The sequence below is a fragment of the Lysinibacillus irui genome (genome assembly GCF_028877475.1).
Lineage (GTDB): Bacteria > Bacillota > Bacilli > Bacillales_A > Planococcaceae > Lysinibacillus > Lysinibacillus irui.
Window position 1 is genome coordinate 1,131,866 of sequence record NZ_CP113527.1, and the last position, 18,582, is coordinate 1,150,447.

Annotated in this window: 11 protein-coding genes and 1 pseudogene; 9 read left to right on the top strand and 3 right to left on the bottom strand. The window is 37.0% G+C overall.

Annotation, left to right across the window (positions count from 1 at the left end; translation table 11 throughout):
• Nucleotides 1-67: 67 nt before the first annotated feature.
• Both OU989_RS05345 and glnA read left to right on the top strand, forming a co-directional pair.
• Nucleotides 68-445, top strand: coding sequence for a MerR family transcriptional regulator (locus OU989_RS05345; RefSeq protein WP_274796087.1), 378 nt, complete (start codon nt 68-70; stop codon nt 443-445).
• 55 nt (nt 446-500) lie between these two features.
• A complete protein-coding gene (gene glnA, locus OU989_RS05350) occupies nt 501-1,835 on the top strand; it encodes a type I glutamate--ammonia ligase (RefSeq protein WP_274796088.1) in 1,335 nt (444 codons plus the stop codon).
• Nucleotides 1,836-1,917: 82 nt separating this feature from the next.
• Here the strand turns inward: glnA and OU989_RS05355 are convergent, their stop codons facing one another.
• Nucleotides 1,918-2,226 (bottom strand): CotD family spore coat protein, encoded by a 309-nt coding sequence (locus tag OU989_RS05355; RefSeq protein WP_274796089.1) that lies wholly within the window; start codon nt 2,224-2,226, stop codon nt 1,918-1,920.
• A gap of 362 nt (nt 2,227-2,588) precedes the next feature.
• On the opposite strand from OU989_RS05355, the gene OU989_RS05360 reads away from it, so the two are divergent.
• From OU989_RS05360 to OU989_RS05385, 6 genes are all read left to right on the top strand, one after another.
• Nucleotides 2,589-3,593 carry an ABC transporter substrate-binding protein gene (locus OU989_RS05360; protein WP_274796090.1) on the top strand — a complete coding sequence of 335 codons (1,005 nt, stop codon included), beginning with the start codon at nt 2,589-2,591 and terminating at the stop codon, nt 3,591-3,593.
• Nucleotides 3,594-3,723: 130 nt separating this feature from the next.
• Entirely contained in the window at nt 3,724-4,740 is a 1,017-nt protein-coding gene (locus tag OU989_RS05365) for a FecCD family ABC transporter permease (RefSeq protein ID WP_274796091.1), read from the top strand.
• Nucleotides 4,733-5,773, top strand: a complete 1,041-nt coding sequence (locus OU989_RS05370; protein ID WP_274796092.1) for a FecCD family ABC transporter permease — start codon at nt 4,733-4,735, stop codon at nt 5,771-5,773. Before OU989_RS05365 ends, OU989_RS05370 begins: the two co-directional genes overlap by 8 nt.
• Before the next feature lie 45 nt (nt 5,774-5,818).
• Entirely contained in the window at nt 5,819-6,646 is an 828-nt protein-coding gene (locus tag OU989_RS05375; protein WP_274796093.1) for an ABC transporter ATP-binding protein, read from the top strand.
• Nucleotides 6,643-7,410, top strand: a complete 768-nt coding sequence (locus OU989_RS05380) for an IucA/IucC family C-terminal-domain containing protein (protein WP_274796095.1) — start codon at nt 6,643-6,645, stop codon at nt 7,408-7,410. The genes OU989_RS05375 and OU989_RS05380 overlap by 4 nt, the downstream gene beginning before the upstream one ends.
• Before the next feature lie 551 nt (nt 7,411-7,961).
• Entirely contained in the window at nt 7,962-9,317 is a 1,356-nt protein-coding gene (locus tag OU989_RS05385) for a YjiH family protein (RefSeq protein WP_274796097.1), read from the top strand.
• Nucleotides 9,318-9,622: 305 nt separating this feature from the next.
• Here the strand turns inward: OU989_RS05385 and OU989_RS05390 are convergent, their stop codons facing one another.
• Nucleotides 9,623-9,943, bottom strand: a complete 321-nt coding sequence (locus OU989_RS05390) for a YflT domain-containing protein (RefSeq protein WP_144787983.1) — start codon at nt 9,941-9,943, stop codon at nt 9,623-9,625.
• 421 nt (nt 9,944-10,364) lie between these two features.
• Nucleotides 10,365-10,518, bottom strand: a pseudogene (locus OU989_RS23655) (tyrosine-type recombinase/integrase); the annotation flags it as partial.
• A gap of 838 nt (nt 10,519-11,356) precedes the next feature.
• On the opposite strand from OU989_RS23655, the gene OU989_RS23785 reads away from it, so the two are divergent.
• A complete protein-coding gene (locus OU989_RS23785) occupies nt 11,357-18,436 on the top strand; it encodes an isopeptide-forming domain-containing fimbrial protein (RefSeq protein ID WP_274796098.1) in 7,080 nt (2,359 codons plus the stop codon).
• Nucleotides 18,437-18,582 lie beyond the last annotated feature (146 nt).

Sequence of the window (18,582 nt, forward strand, 5' to 3'; positions counted from 1 at the left end):
CTTACATGCTTGGTTGACAGTGAAAAAATTTCGTTATATGATAAGCGGGTATTGGAGGAGGACTTAAATGAGTCGTGAAATTAGACGAACTATGCCGTTATTATCGATGAGTATTGTGATGCAATTAACTGAACTTTCGGCACGACAAATTCGTTATTATGAAGAACACCATTTAATTGAGCCGCACCGAACAGAAGGCAACCGTCGAATGTTCTCACTAAATGACGTCGACACATTGCTTGAGGTTAAAGACTACTTAGAACAGGGTATGAATATGGCAAAGATTAAAAAAATATTTGCTAAAAAGCAAAATCCTGTTGCTACAATTGATGAGCAAGATTTAAGTGATTCAGAATTACGCCAAATCATGCGAGAAGAAATGCGACAAGCACAGCGCATGCAAAAATCATCCATCCGACGTGGGGATTTATCTCGATTCTATTAATTAATAGGGTAGGGTAAACATAAAAGCTAGACAAATTATAGGAGTGTGGAAAACTGTGGGTAAATACACAAAAGAGGACATTAAACGTCTCATCGAAGAAAAAAACGTAAGCTTTATTCGTTTACAATTTACAGATATTCTTGGCACAATTAAAAATGTTGAGATTCCTGTAAGTCAATTAGACAAAGCACTAGAAAATAAAATGATGTTTGATGGCTCATCTATTGAAGGTTTCGTTCGAATCGAAGAATCTGATATGTATTTATATCCTGACCTCGATACTTTCGTAGTATTCCCTTGGACTTCTGAAAAAGGGAAAGTAGCACGTTTTATCTGTGATGTTTACACTGCGAAAGGCGAACCATTTGCTGGTGACCCACGAAATAACCTAAAACGTATTCTTAAAAAAATGGAGGACATGGGCTTTTCAAGCTTCAATTTAGGGCCTGAGCCAGAGTTCTTCTTATTCAAATTAGATGCAAAAGGCGAGCCAACGTTAGAAGTAAATGACCATGGTGGTTACTTCGATTTAGCTCCAACAGATCTTGGTGAAAACTGCCGTCGTGATATTGTATTAGAGCTAGAAGAAATGGGCTTTGAAATTGAAGCCTCTCACCATGAGGTAGCTCCAGGACAACACGAAATTGACTTTAAATATGCTGATGCTGTTACTGCATGTGATAACATCCAAACATTCAAATTAGTAGTGAAAACAATCGCTCGTAAACATGGCTTACATGCTACGTTTATGCCAAAACCACTATTTGGTGAAGCGGGCTCTGGTATGCACTTTAACGTATCACTATTTAAAGGCAAAGAAAATGCATTCTATGATGAATCGACTGAATTAGGACTTTCTGAAACAGCTATGCAATTTATGGCGGGTGTTCTTGCACACGTACAAGGCTTCACAGCTGTGACAAACCCAACAGTTAACTCTTATAAACGTCTAGTACCTGGTTATGAAGCACCATGTTATGTAGCATGGTCTGCACAAAACCGTTCACCACTCATTCGTATCCCATCAGCACGTGGGCTTTCAACTCGTGTAGAGGTACGTTCAGTGGACCCTTCAGCAAACCCATATTTAGCGATGGCCGTTATTTTAGAAGCAGGTCTTGAAGGTATTCGTCAAAGCTTAACACCACCTGCAGCTATTAATCGCAACATCTATGTAATGACAGAAGAAGAGCGTCAAGCAAATGGTATTGAAAACCTACCTGCAGCATTAGATGATGCTTTAACATTACTTGCAAAAGATAAAGTAGCACAAGCAGCATTAGGCGAGCATATTTATGCAAACTTTAAAGAAGCAAAAGAAATCGAGTTCGATATGTACCGTACAACAGTCCATCAATGGGAACGCGATCAATATTTAAAAATGTATTAATCATAAAAGATAAACCGAGTGGCTTATGAGGTCACTCGGTTTTTTTCGTCTAAATTTCTGTGTACGGTTAGACAGTTTTTTATTAATAACCCATATGTTTATGATGGTGTGGCATATGGCAAGGGTTAGGCGGCATACCGCACATTGTATGTGTTTCACAGCATTCATTAACGACAGATTCTGTGCATGGGAAATAGTATTGATGATCAATCATATGTTTGTTCACTGTTGTTACATGTGCTGGTTGTACGTGTGGAACAACTGTATGGATATAATTTGTGCGTACATATTGCTCTGGTGGTAAAAATTGTGGTGGATCAAATTGCGTTGGCATTGTTTGTGGCGGACAGCAGTGTGGACCTTTCGCCGGATGGCGTCTTCGTTGAAACATGTTATAACCTCCTGTTTTGATAAGTTGTAGTTCATTATTAAGATATGAGATATATGTCGATAGGGTCTATTTATTTGCCTATTAATGCATAGGTAAATCTAACAAGTAGCTAATTTGGTAGAAATTATAAAATCAACTTGCCTACATCTAGGAGTGAAATAAAAGTATCAAGATGAAGGATTTAACCTTTTTCTTTACTGTCAAAACTAATACATCAATGTCCTGAATTTTTTATTTAAAATAAATTTTGATGAAAAGAGTACGTTTTTTGAAAAAATAGATATTGTCATTAAAACAGTCGTACAGTATACTCTTTAATTGATAATGATTATCGTTATTAATTAAATCTTAGGAGGATATGTATGCCAAAATTATCGCTACAAAGGAAAGACTTTTTTATATTTTTTACACTGCTATTTAGCTTTGCGCTCTTATTAGTTGGATGTGGGGAGTCAACATCGAACTCCAGCAGTTCACAAGAAAATGACAAAGCAGAAATAAGTAACACGGAATCCTCTAGTCGAGAGATTAAACATGCAATGGGCACTACCACAATTAAAGGAACACCTACAAAAATCGTTACCCTTTACCAAGGGGCTACAGATGTGGCAGTAGCGTTGGGCATTAAGCCAGTTGGGGTAGTAGAATCTTGGGCTGAAGCACCTATTTATAATTACTTAAAAAATGATCTTGATGGTGTTGCAATTGTTGGACAAGAAACTCAGCCAAATCTTGAAGAAATTGCAAAGCTTAAACCAGATTTAATCATTGCTTCTAAAGTCCGTCATGAGGAAATTTATGATCAGTTATCTCAGATTGCACCAACAGTTGCTCATGAAACGGTTTTCGATTTCAAAGGGACAGCTGAAATGATGGGGCAAGCAATGAATCAAGAAGAAAAAGTTAAAGAGGTATTAGGGGATTGGGATACTCGAGTGGCTGATTTCCAAACAAAAATTCAAGAAAAGCTGGGCGATAAATGGCCATTCCATGTATCTGTTGTTAACTTCAGAGCAGACCATGCACGAATATATGTAACTGGGTATGCGGGCTCTATTTTAGCAGAGCTTGGCTTTCAAGGCCCTAAAAATTTAACAGATGATTCATTGGAAATCGTGAAACTAACAGACAAAGAAAGCATTACACAAATGAATGCTGATGTTATTTATATGTTTATGGAAAATGATGAAGCAGTCAAAAAGGTTTATGAAGAGTGGACAAATCATCCACTATGGAAAGAGCTTGATGCTGTAAAGGCAAATCAGGTTTATCAAGTAGATGAAATAAATTGGAATCTAGCTGGTGGGATTATTAGTGCTAATTTAATGTTAGATGATATTTATGACAAATTTGAATTAGAAAAATAGTGAAGGAGATAAGGGCTGTTTAAGGTGTTGGAGAATGCTTGAACAACAGCCCTCTCCTGTAGTGTTAGAGATTTCGAAAACTACAACCCTATTCATAAGATAAAATGTGGATCAGAAAGTTGGCATAAAAATGAGAATTATTCTTTCTAGTACTTCGATGAAACAAACAGGCTTATTCATCAGTTGTGTGTTTCTTTTGCTGGCATTTATCATTAGCATAGCCATTGGTCAAACTCCCATTCCTTTCTCGTCAATCTACGATGCCATGTTTCATTTTGATGCTGCTGATAAGGAGCATGTTATTATTCGAACATCTAGATTTACAAGAGCTGTAATCGCTACAGTAGTTGGCGCAAGCCTTGCTATAGCAGGGGCATTAATGCGAGCATTAACAAGAAATCCTTTAGCAGCTCCTGATATTTTAGGAATCAATGCAGGAGCCATATTTTTTATTGTCAGTGCCATTACTCTTTTTTCCATTCAATCTTTAATGAGCTATATGTGGATTGCCTTTTTAGGGGCGGGCATTGCGGGAGCAATGGTGTTTTTCTTAGGTTCATTAGGTAGGGATGGTTTAACACCAATTAAAATAGTATTAGCTGGTGCAGCGATTACAGCTCTATTTGTCTCGTTTACGCAAGGGCTTTTAGTAATTGATGAACAGGGTTTACAAAGCGTCCTTTTTTGGTTAGCGGGGTCTGTGTCAGGACGTAGCATTGAAATGCTTGTACCTGTATTACCTTTTATTTTAATAGTAACAATCGTGGCGATATTAATGGGGCGTTCTATCAATATTTTACAATCTGGTGATGATATTGCAAAAGGTTTAGGTCAACGAACAATGATCACGAAAATTACTCTAGGCATCATCATTATCATACTTGCAGGTAGTTCAGTTGCTGTAGCAGGTTCAATCGGTTTTATTGGATTGATTGTCCCTCATATTGCCATCAATCTTGTTGGTACAGATTATCGTTGGATTATTCCGTATAGTGCAATATTAGGAGCGATATTGCTACTGTTAGCTGATATGGCAGCTAGATATGTTATGATGCCGTTAGAACTCCCAATTGGTGTAATGACTGCCTTAATCGGAGCTCCTTTCTTTATTTATATTGCACGAAAGGGGTTAGCGAAAAATGTCTAATTATATGTCGGTTCGAACGAAATCTAATCGCATATCTTTTCAAATTGCCAAAAGAACTTGTTGGGTGTTACTTCTGCTAAGTTTATTAGTAGGCATCATATCAGTCCTTGCTCTATCTGCGGGTAGTGAGTTTATCCATCCATTCACAGTGGTGAAAGAACTATTCGGCTATGGTAATAGGGATTATGATTTTGTCTTACATACATTAAGGCTCCCGCGTGTGTTGATGGCATTGTTAGTTGGTGCTGCGCTAGGTGTTGCAGGGTTACTATTACAAGGAATTATCCGCAATCCACTTGCGGCTCCAGATATTATCGGAATAACGAGTGGAGCATCCATGGGTGCAATTATCTTTATCGTGTATTGTATGGGGTCAATCAGCATTCAATTTTTACCGTTAGCTGCTATATTAGGTGCTGCTATAATCTCCTTTATCATCTATCTTCTCTCGTGGAGAAAAGGCGTAACACCTATTCGCATGGTCCTCATTGGGATTGGTATTTGTGCTTTAGCAAAGGCAGTTGTGACCATGTTACTTGTTATGAGTGAGGTGGCAGCGACAACGAAGGCCTATTTATGGCTAACAGGTAGTTTATATGGGGCGAATATGCAGGATGTGTATTTACTCTTACCGTGGGTGGCCATTTTATTGCCATTAACATTTATGTTGGCAAGAACGGTGAATGTAAAGGAACTGGGAGACGAAATGGCAATAGGGCTAGGGGTCAAAGTGCAAAGGTATCGTTTACTTTTTTTACTTATTAGTGTGATGCTAGCCGGTTCAGCAGTCGCTTTTGCTGGTGGAATTGCCTTTGTAGGATTAGTAGCTCCTCATATTAGTAGAATGCTTGTGGGGCGATCCTTTGCTGGATTAATTCCGGTGACAGCTATTATTGGTGGCATTATTGTTATCGTAGCCGATATTGTGGCACGAACAGCCTTTTTACCAAAGGACTTACCAACAGGTGTATTTACAGCTGCAATTGGCGCACCTTTCTTTATATATTTACTATTTAGAACGCGCAATCAATAAATTAATATAGAAGAATAGGAAAGCGTAGAAGAAGGTGACAGGAATATGAGAAATGTCTTAGAAGCACGAGATTTAAATGTTAGTTATGGAGATAATCTTATTTTGGAGGATTTGAATCTTCAAATACCTAAAGGGAAAATAACGGTACTGGTAGGTGCCAACGGTTGTGGAAAATCCACCCTACTTCGAACGTTTGCACGACTTCAAAAAGCGAAGTCAGGTGACATTCTATTAGAAGATGATCAACTACATGCCATTTCTACCAAAGAAGTGGCAAAACGTTTAGCTATTTTACCACAGGGTCCTGTTGCGCCTGAAGGATTAACCGTCCAACAATTGATTAAGCAAGGTCGCTATCCCCATCAAAGCTGGTTAAAGCAATGGTCTACTGAGGATGAAAAAATTGTGGAGAATGCACTTACGGTTACACAGATGACTAAATTTGCTGATCGACCAGTGGATGCATTATCTGGCGGTCAAAGGCAACGTGTGTGGATTGCCATGACATTGGCTCAAAATACAGATCTTATTTTACTAGATGAGCCCACAACTTATTTAGATATGGCTCATCAAGTAGAAATTTTAGATTTACTATTTGATTTAAATGAAAATGAAGGCCGTACTGTTGTCATGGTGTTACATGATTTAAATTTAGCATGTCGCTATGCCCATCATATTGTTGCTGTGCGTGATAAACAAATTTATGCGCAAGGTAAACCTGAGGAAGTGGTAACAGCCGAGATGGTACAGGCTGTCTTTCGTATGGACTGTACCATAATAAAAGATCCGTTATTTAGTACGCCATTATGTGTCCCTCATGGTAAAGGACGATCAGTGAATGAGGAGATTTTAGAGGAGGTAGGGATCAGTTGAGTGTAAAACTGTCAGCTGAAGAAATAGCCATACTTGTAAGAGATTATCGATTGACGAAGGAACCCATTTTAGATTCAAACTACTCTTTATGCGCTCAAGAATTATTGAATACTAAACAAGCTTTAAAATATTTACAAAAAATTGCACCTTTCTTCCAATCTCCATCTATTCTCGTTACAGCATCGCTATTTGCTAAGCGCTACAGTGTTTTAACTATGGCTTCAGCGTTTTATGCGATGTCGAGATTTGATAAAGGTATACCTGTTCATATCGACAATATCTGGATAGAAGCAGAAAATAATGCAAAGCCGTGGCTTCCCAAAATTCGATTAATCGATAGCACGGTCTCAGAGCCTATACTAGACCGTAATCAATGGCGTGATGAGGTTCTTAGAGGAATTTTTGCGGACAATCTTGCGAAAGTATGGCAATCTTTAACAATTATAACGAAGATTCCAAAAACAATCTTGTGGGAAAACACCGCAATTTATGTTAATTGGTTATATGAAACAAAATTAAAAGAAGATGCCAGCGAGCAAGAGCTAGCACGTATCCAAGAAGATTATCATTACATAGTAAAGCAAGCGCCAGGTATCCTTTTTGGTGAAAGAAAAAATCCTTTGACCCACTATTGTGGACCTAAAGTGACAATTGAGGAATCCGAGCATCCAGTTCGACTGAGAAAAACGTGCTGCTTCTACTATCAAACCTCTGATGAAACAAAAGACTTTTGCATCTCCTGTCCTAAAATAAAAAGACCATAATAATCCCAAAGTGAGTGAATAGACAACTTATCATTGTATAGTTGTCTATTCACTTATTTTATCTTCAGCCCCATTCTTTTTTTCATTAATCTAGAATGAAGTTTATTTTAGAATATATTATTATATAAATATAACAAAACAATAATTACATGTATAAATATTCAGAGAATTGTAAGGTTGAACCAAACGTATTGTAGCGTTTACAATAGTTTTATAACACAATTATGTTATAAAAACATGAATGAAGTAAGTCTTTTTCTGGCTAAAACTCAAAACTTCAAAGTTTTTATAATAGTTCTATAACAGAGGGAGGAAAGAGGTATTGAATGAAAACGGCATATCCTAGCTCGTAGAACGTGGCAACAATCAAAGGGGAGGAAAGTAATATAGTTAATTATTAACACTATATGTATTGTTGGTATGTATTAAAATAGTTACAGGTAATTTTGTTTGGTATGAATGTTATAGTAGCAAATTTCTATATGACTAGCTAAAAATACATAATGATCAAGCTTTCTTGCGTAAAAAGAGAAATGGGGTTTTATAAAAAAATGAAAAAATATTCTAGTTCTACATATTTCTATTTTATTATTCCTTCTTTAATCGGTATTTTCTTATTTATGACACCGGTATTAACTGAAGAGGGGTGGAAAGTACCAATAGCAATATTAGCAAATATTCTTGCGGGGATTGTGGCTCCAGTTATTAGTTACTTTACGATCTTAATGTTTGCAATTTCAGCATTTGGAGCACTTATTGCTAAATTTATTCCTCGAAAAAATGCGAAAGAGCCTAGTATTTTAGATACATTGTTTTATGTAAATTGGTTTTGGACGATAACACGATTTATCGGATTAATTTTTGCTTCCATGGTTGTCTTTAATTTTGGACCTTCTGCGATCAACAATGAAAATACTGGTGGACTACTAATGGATCCAAATGGTGGACTTGTGACGTTCCTATTTACCATTTTTTTATTTGCTGGATTCCTCTTACCATTTTTAACAAATTTCGGTTTACTTGAATTTTTTGGCACAATGATGGTAAGAATCATGCGACCCCTATTTAAGAGTCCTGGTCGTTCTTCAATCGATGCTCTTACATCATGGGTTGGTGATGGTACGATTGGTGTGTTAATGACTAGTAAGCAATATGAGATGGGGAACTACACGAAGAAAGAAGCAGCTATTATTGCGACAAGTTTCTCGGTTGTATCTATCACATTCTGTATCGTTGTATTGGATACTGTGCACCTGGCACGCTATTTTATTCCTTATTATTTAACAGTTGTGCTTTGTGGGATTGTGTTAGCCATTATTATGCCAAGAATTTATCCACTTGCTAAGAAGGAAGATACATATATAGATGGTACGCCAGTAGACTATTCGCGTGAAAAATTGCCAGAAGGCTATAATTCTGTCTCACATGGTCTAGAAAACGCTCTAGCTGTTGCCCATGCAAACCGAGATCCACGTCAATTTTTAAAAGATGGATCTAGAAATGTCATTGATTTATGGATTGGAGTTGCTCCGATTGTAATGGCTTTCGGAACAATTGCCTTAATGCTTGCCGAATTTACAAGCATCTTTGTGATTTTAGGGAAGCCATTTGAGCCAATTTTAACAGTACTCGGTTTACCTGAAGCAGCAGAAGCGGCTCAAACGATGGTTGTAGGCTTTGCCGATATGTTCCTACCTTCTATTTTAGGAGCAGGAATCGAATCGGATGTTACTAGATTTGTTATTGCAGTGGTATCTGTTTCACAGCTGATTTATATGTCAGAAGTGGGTGGCCTTATTCTGGGTACAAAAATTCCATTGAAATTCTTCGATTTAGTTGTTTTATTTATCCTGCGTACACTGATCACTCTACCAATTGCAGCATTGATTGGTCACTTACTCTTCTAAATAAGGAAAAGGAAGTTTAGTTTTAAAAAATAATAGATCACCATTTTAAGATAAGAATCATTAATCTATAACAAATTTTGAATAAAAATCCTGTGTTTATATGCAGGGTTTTTTCTTATTCCATAATCGAGCCATATTATCGAAGAAGATTCTTTAATGAAGAAGATGAAAATTTCATTGACAATAAAGAAGGATGTTTTATACTGACTTGGTTGAAAGGCTATCTGGAATACAGAGTCGACGGAATACGAGGAGGACTTGTAAAATGAAAAACAAACTCGGGAATTTACTTCCCGAGTTTGTTTTTACTTATTGGCAACAATGACCAATTTACCTGTATCCAGTTCCTTTTCGAATTGAGCAGCTTCCGATTCACTTAATCCGACAGAAGCTAACTCGTTGCGGAGTTCATCTCCACGGGAATTCACCAGGTTCTTCATAGTAGTCAGGAACCCTTGCTCGCCAATACCAGCTTCTTCTGTCCCGAGTGCTTCGTTAATATCATCTTCACGTTCTTCGTAGTGGGCAAAGATGTAAATGTTATCTCGAAGATATCCTTGTGCTTCTAATTTCTCCACTTCTTGTTTCGCCTGTACTACGTTTTCTACTGTCAATTTGACTGTCATTATTTATCCCTCCTATATATGTTCACATTCAATCTATTCCACTAAATTGAATAAATAAAACATCTTTTTAGTTTTAATTATGTTAGAGTGGCACAACTAATGGAATACTAATGAACAACTCGAAAACATTGTAAGTTGTTATTCTATAATTGGGCACTGTTCTATTTAGGGATTGTACCTTATTCAAGAATAGGGCGCTTTCCTGGTAACAAGGAAAATGCCTTTTTGATTAATTAGAGTTCGAAACTATCACTATTTTTTAGGTTGTTGAAAATCCTTGTATGAAAAAATTTTTCATTGAACTAATAGAAAGGTGGGAGAGTGAAAGACACATGTTATCCGAAGCATGGAAAAGGTATCAACAGGATAAAAAAATCGAGGGAGATTCATCGCTTACATTAAAAACATATTGTTTTCAATAACCGTTATTAAACATATGCGTTGCATACTATGTCGTAATTGATGCGGATGTATACTTTTTATACCAGCCCGATTTGAGATGCGCTTGATAATATATCTTAAATTATCAATGCTCATTTGCCTTTCGGTCTTCTGTCCGTAATAAACAAACAAGGTGCGCCAAATGATATCATTCAAAGTTTACTGGGTCATGAAAAGAGTGAGACTACAAAGATATACGCTAAGCAGAGCGGAAAGCTAATACAGGATTTTTAATTAAAATTAAATAAATTTAACTTTAATTCAATAAGACACTCATGTTTAAATGGGTGTTTTTTGTAATAAAGCCAATTTCTTTAGTAAGAAAAGAAGCTTACTTCATCTAAGGAATAAGCTCGGATTTAGTTACCTGAACAATATATTTACCTAAAATTTTGAAAATAAATAATATATATTTGTCTTGAATAATAAAATTTCGTTGTCAATAATAAAATTACATAAAATTCTTTTATTATACTATTAATATAGTGATGAGAAAATTTAAAACCTTGGTGCAGGCATTCATTGCTGTATCAAGGTTTTTATTTTATACAGGAGAATAACATTATTACCCAAAAGAGTAAAAAGTATTAGAGGATAATAAGCATAAGGTTTTGCGTGATGATTATATAATAATTCAAATCACTTAATTAACAGTCTATTATAATGTTAAATTTTTACTTTTTAATTAATTCTTTTAACTAAAAAAATGAAATTGTATGTGCGAATTATATTAATAGGTAAATAATTCCTACAACCTATTAATTTTATTTTAAGATAAAACGATAATCATTATGAATATAGTGGAAAATGAAGTGACTAATGGTAAAACCTAAAGTGATATTAATCTCGGAAGATATTCTAAATTCAAAAAACCTTGAAAGGGGGGATATTGTTTTTAATAAAAAATTTCTATTTAGAAGGGGGAGTTACTTAGTTTGATTGTAAATATTACAACTACATAGGAGGAGAATAATGAGACGTAGCATATATTGTTCTAGGAAACTTAGCATATTCCTAATTTTCGTATTACTATTTCAAAGTCTGTCTTCTTCAATTATTTCTCTAGCTAGTGCAGAGGAGTTAATAAATAATTATACAGATAATTTGTATTTTACTGAGAAAGGCCAAAATGAGAGAATTCAAGAGTTTAAAGTAGAAAACCAAGTAATCTCTTTGGACTTAGTCTTACAAGAAGGACAAGATACAGATACTAAATCAAAGTTGCAACTGCCAGAAGGGTTATCCCTGAAATTGGATAATCCTTTGCAAGAAGGACTAACTTATGATGAAAACACTCAAACAGTATTTGTGGATTGGACCAAATTTACTCTTGTAGGAGATAAGAAAAGAGTTTCCTTATCCCTTTCTAGTAGTCTTACTGATAATGTAAATATTCAGGCAACAATGGAGCAAAATAGTCAAATTTTTTATTCACAGCCATTGAACATTACACCTGTACCCTCTGAAACGCCATCAACTACTGAGGCAACATCAGATGAAAATATAACATCTAATGAGAATACAGCACCAGATGAAAATGCAGTTCCAGAGGAAATAATTGAAGAAACACCAGAAGAAGAACAACCTATTAAAGAACAGCCTACAGAAGACAATCATACTTCTTCAGAAATGTCTTCTTCGCAAGATGCAGCCATTACTTATACAGACCAAGATATTATGGCAAATGCTACTGGCTCTAATCCTTGGCTTACGTATAAGTTCGATAATTTTCCAATGGATACAGTGAATCAATTATTTACTTTAAATGGAACTGCAGCGGTACCGGGTGGTTCCGATATTATTCGCTTGACATCTGCAACTCCTCTACAAAGTGGAGCCGTCTTTAACAAAGATGCAATGTGTCCTAAAAACAATTATTCATTTAGTACAGCATTTTCTTTTAGTATGAATAATGCAAATCCTGCAGGTGCAAGTGATGGATTGACCTTTACGATTTCAACTAAATCAACTAGCGAAAAGGCAGATGGAGGCGGTTTGGGATATTATGGTATAAACCCAAGCTTTGCCGTTAAATATGATACATTCTTAAACGATGTTTATAAAGATCCATCTTCAAATTACATTGGACTTGCAGAAAATGGATCAGTGGTAAATCAGACAGGTCGATTTACAGATTTGAATCAGTATAATACAGATAATGGTACCAATTTTGTTTTATCTAACGGTACTCAGTATTATTCTTGGATCGACTATGACGGTTTAAGCCAGATTGTTCAGGTTCGTTTAGGTACTTCACCGGATAGGGCTAGTTCTAATATAGTACTAAGTGTGAACAACGTAGACCTTGGTGCTATATTTGGCGGACAACCGATTCATGCTGGGTTTACCGCGTCAACAGGATATCCCAATTATGAGAACCATGATATCAATAGCTGGTATTTTGTGAATGATTTGGCTCCTATTACGACACTTAATCCTCAAAATAATTACAAGCAAGCACCTAGTAGTGTGCAATTAGCGACAGAGCCAAACGGTAATTCTGGGGAATATAATGTGACGGCAACCTTATTAGATCCATTAGGCAATCCAGTTTCAGGAGCATCTCTTGATACTTTCACTTCAACAAGTGGAGTATTAACAGGGCCAAACGGAGAAGCACTGGCAGATTTAGTTTCGGATACAGAAGGAAAAATACATGCAGTTTTAAAAAATGCTGATTATTCTATGGATAATACGCTTAAAGCCACTATTGGTTGTAAAGAAGATACGGCAACAATCCCAGCTTCGAACCAACCACCAACTGATCCGCCAACAGAATCCTGTCCAGCACCAGTAGCATTGATTAATGGTAGTTTTGAAGAACCGACTGCAAGAATGCCGGGAGATACAGGTTCACCAGGATCTGAACATGCATGGCAGTATTTCTTGGAAAGTGAAGTTCCAGGATGGAAAACATCAGCATCCGATAAATTTATTCAAATTATGAAATCAGAATACCTTTATGGAGGTATGGAAATTAACCCTCCAAATGGGAATCAATATGCTGAGTTGAATGCTGAACAAGTATCGGCACTATATCAAGATGTTAAAACAACACCAGGTCAAACAATTTATTGGCGATTAGCCCATAAGGGAGGGCTAGGTGTAGATACAATGGCTGTACAAATAGGTTCAGCCAATATTGATCCAAAAAGTCTTCCGACTGTTAAAGAAATTACGACTGATAAAGACGAGTGGGTATATTATTCAGGGTCCTACACGGTACCAGCAGGTCAAACAACCACAAGGTTTGCTTTTAACTCTATCGAAGCAGCAGGTGGAGATCAACGTTGGGGTAATCTATTAGATGATATTTTCCTAGGAACAGTACCTTGTGTGACAGCAGAAAAAACCGTTTCACCGGAAGGAGAAGTATCTGCTGGTGATGAGTTAACGTATGAAGTTACCATTAAGAATAACGGAGGAGATGTTGCATCTAATGCAATATTTGAAGATGCTATTCCGGCAGGTACTGAATATGTTCCAGGCTCATTAAAGATTACCAACGGCCAAGGTACAGGCGATCTAACAGATGCAAATGACAGCGACAAAGGCCATTTTGATGGCGATAAAGTCATTGTTAAGCTAGGAGACTTGCCAAATACTAGTTCTTTACCAGATGGCATTACTGTTCAATTTAAAGTAAAAGCTTTACTAAGTGGTGCTGGAACAACTGTAGCTAATAAAGCGCAAGTAAACTATAGAAATTTATTAACAAATACAGAAGAAACAACGAATACGAATGAAGTATCTACGTTGGTTAATGAAAAGGGACCAGTCCTACAATCTGAAAAAGTTGCAGTGCTAAAAGAAAAAGCTGCTGCTAATACTGATGCGACAAATCCAGAAGTTGGAGATACATTACTGTATACGATTTATACCCAAAATACTATCTCTAATAGCATGATTAAAAATTTAGTTATTTCAGATGCTATACCAAAAGGGCTTGCATACCAACCTGGTAGCTTAAAAGTAGATGGCGTAGCAGTAACAGATGAACAAGATACAGATAAAGGCCATTTTATAGATGGGGTTATTACAGGACAATTCGGTGATATTACGGATATGGATTGGCATGTATTAACGTTTGAAGTAAAAGTCCAAGCGGGTCAAGCAGGATTGGATATTAAAAATGTAGCGACAGTGACAGGCGATAATATTCCAACCCCAGATAAACCGGAAGAGGTAGTCAATGTTTATCCACGTGGCGCACAACTAGCGTCGGAGAAATCATCGACTATTAAAGAAAAGGCTTCAGGAAATACAGATAAGGATCACCCAGAGGTTGGAGATACGCTTCTGTATACAATCAAAACGCAAAATACGTTAACAGATAGTCTAGTTAAAAACTTAGTCATCTCGGATGCGATACCAAAAGGGCTTGAGTACCAACCAGGTAGCTTAAAAGTAGATGGCGTAGCAGTAACAGATGAACAAGATACAGACAAAGGCCATTATGCCAACGGCACTGTAACCGGCCAATTCGGTGATATTACAGATACAAACTGGCATGAACTAACGTTTGAAGTAAAAGTCCAAGCGGGTCAAGCAGGATTGGATATTAAAAATGTAGCGACAGTGACAGGCGATAATATTCCAACCCCAGATAAACCGGAAGAGGTAGTCAATGTTTATCCACGTGGCGCACAACTAGCGTCGGAGAAATCATCGACTATTAAAGAAAAGGCTTCAGGAAATACAGATAAGGATCACCCAGAGGTTGGAGATACGCTTCTGTATACAATCAAAACGCAAAATACGTTAACAGATAGTCTAGTTAAAAACTTAGTCATCTCGGATGCGATACCAAAAGGGCTTGAGTACCAACCAGGTAGCTTAAAAGTAGATGGCGTAGCAGTAACAGATGAACAAGATACAGACAAAGGCCATTATGCCAACGGCACTGTAACCGGCCAATTCGGTGATATTACAGATACAAACTGGCATGAACTAACGTTTGAAGTAAAAGTCCAAGCGGGTCAAGCAGGATTGGATATTAAAAATGTAGCGACAGTGACAGGCGATAATATTCCAACCCCAGATAAACCGGAAGAGGTAGTCAATGTTTATCCACGTGGCGCACAACTAGCGTCGGAGAAATCATCGACTATTAAAGAAAAGGCTTCAGGAAATACAGATAAGGATCACCCAGAGGTTGGAGATACGCTTCTGTATACAATCAAAACGCAAAATACGTTAACAGATAGTCTAGTTAAAAACTTAGTCATCTCGGATGCGATACCAAAAGGGCTTGAGTACCAACCAGGTAGCTTAAAAGTAGATGGCGTAGCAGTAACAGATGAACAAGATACAGACAAAGGCCATTATGCCAACGGCACTGTAACCGGCCAATTCGGTGATATTACAGATACAAACTGGCATGAACTAACGTTTGAAGTAAAAGTCCAAGCGGGTCAAGCAGGATTGGATATTAAAAATGTAGCGACAGTGACAGGCGATAATATTCCAACCCCAGATAAACCGGAAGAGGTAGTCAATGTTTATCCACGTGGCGCACAACTAGCGTCGGAGAAATCATCGACTATTAAAGAAAAGGCTTCAGGAAATACAGATAAGGATCACCCAGAGGTTGGAGATACGCTTCTGTATACAATCAAAACGCAAAATACGTTAACAGATAGTCTAGTTAAAAACTTAGTCATCTCGGATGCGATACCAAAAGGGCTTGAGTACCAACCAGGTAGCTTAAAAGTAGATGGCGTAGCAGTAACAGATGAACAAGATACAGACAAAGGTCATTATGCCAACGGCACTGTAACCGGCCAATTCGGTGATATTACGGATACAAACTGGCATGAACTAACGTTTGAAGTAAAAGTCCAAGCGGGTCAAGCAGGATTGGATATTAAAAATGTAGCGACAGTGACAGGCGATAATATTCCAACCCCAGATAAACCAGAAGAGGTAGTCAATGTCTATCCACGTGGCGCACAATTAGCGTCGGAGAAATCATCGACTATTAAAGAAAAGGCTTCAGGAAATACAGATAAGGATCACCCAGAGGTGGGCGATACGCTCCTGTATACAATCAAAACGCAAAATACGTTAGCAGATAGTCTAGTTAAAAACTTAGTCATCTCGGATGCGATACCAAAAGGGCTTGAGTACCAATCAGGTAGCTTAAAAGTAGATGGCGTAGCAGTAACGGATGAACAAGATACAGACAAAGGCCATTATGCCAACGGCACTGTAACCGGCCAATTCGGTGATATTACAGATACAAACTGGCATGAACTAACATTTGAAGTAAAAGTCCAAGCGGGTCAAGCAGGATTGGATATTAAAAATGTAGCGACAGTTACAGGCGATAATATTCCAACCCCAGATAAACCGGAAGAGGTAGTCAATGTTTATCCACGTGGCGCACAATTAGCGTCGGAGAAATCATCGACTATTAAAGAAAAGGCTTCAGGAAATACAGATAAGGATCACCCAGAGGTGGGCGATACGCTCCTGTATACAATCAAAACGCAAAATACGTTAGCAGATAGTCTAGTTAAAAACTTAGTCATCTCGGATGCGATACCAAAAGGGCTTGAGTACCAATCAGGTAGCTTAAAAGTAGATGGCGTAGCAGTAACGGATGAACAAGATACAGACAAAGGCCATTATGCCAACGGCACTGTAACCGGCCAATTCGGTGATATTACAGATACAAACTGGCATGAACTAACATTTGAAGTAAAAGTCCAAGCGGGTCAAGCAGGATTGGATATTAAAAATGTAGCGACAGTTACAGGCGATAATATTCCAACCCCAGATAAACCAGAAGAGGTAGTCAATGTCTATCCACGTAATCCAATTTTGGAATCTAGTAAAACTGCTGTGAATGCACAAACAGGAAAGAACAATTTTGAAGTTGGAGACACGATAGTTTATACAATTAAATCACGTAATAAAGTATCTGAAAGTATCATTAAAAACTTTACGATTACAGACAAGCTTCCTACAGGCATACAATATGTAGAAGATAGTATTAAAGTTAGTCATAATGGTAAAGGTTCATTCAGTAATGGCGCTGTAATCGCGGAATTTGGTGATGTGAAAGATACGGAATGGTATACAGTCTCATTTGAAGCTAAAATCTTGTCGGGACAATCCGGCGAGGAAATCAAAAATATTGCTGCTGTTGGTGGAGACAATATTGATGATCCGGATAAGCCAAGTACGGATATCCAAGTTTTACCGGTTGATATAAAGTTAACTAAAGAAGTAGATAAAGCAAAAGCAAATATAGGTAATCTTATAACCTATACAATTGAAGCTAAAAACGAAGAAAAAATTGAATCTTGGAATGGTACAATCAAAGATAAACTACCTGCTCATGTTGAGCTAGTTCCAGGGTCTACTATTTTAAATGGCAAAGAATTAATGGATACTGATGTTTGGAAAAATGGTGAGTTAATTATTCAACCTGTCGTATTAAAAGCGGGGGAAACAGCTACTATTAAGTTCAGAGTAAAAGTGTTACCAAGTGCTTTAAATGCAACAATAGAGAACATAGCAATTGCATATGACTCAAAAAATAATGAAATTACAACACCTCCAGCTAAAACAGAAGTGGTTCAGGTAGTTCCGGATGGCAATACTAATACAGACGGTAATACTGGTACGGATGGTAATACTGGTACGGATGGTAATACTGGTACGGATGGTAATACTGGTACGGATGGTAATACTGGTACGGATGGTAATACTGGTACAGATGGTAATACTAATACAGACGGTAATAGTGATACGGATGGTAATACTAATACAGAGGATAATACTGGTACGGATAGTAATACCAATACAGACGGCAATATTGGTATGAATGGCAGTTCTAATACAGACAGTAATACTAGTAAAGATGCTAATAGTATTGATAGTAATACAAATGAAAGTAATATTACCCCAGAAGACTATACGAAAAAAGAGAAACAGCAAATATTGCCTCAAACAGGTGAAAAGCAGACAGGTTTTATGAACCTTATCGGTATTCTCTTGGTTGGATTTGCACTTTTTGGTCTTTTGAATAGAAAAAGAGTTTAGAAAAGATATTTATTAATTAACCAACAACAGCACTTGGAAATGTATCCGAAATTGGATAGTTTAAGGTGCTGTTGTTTTATTTTGAAAAATTACATTTTACTAGCGTTTTATCAGATATTGTTAAAAGAAAACTGAGGATGTTATTG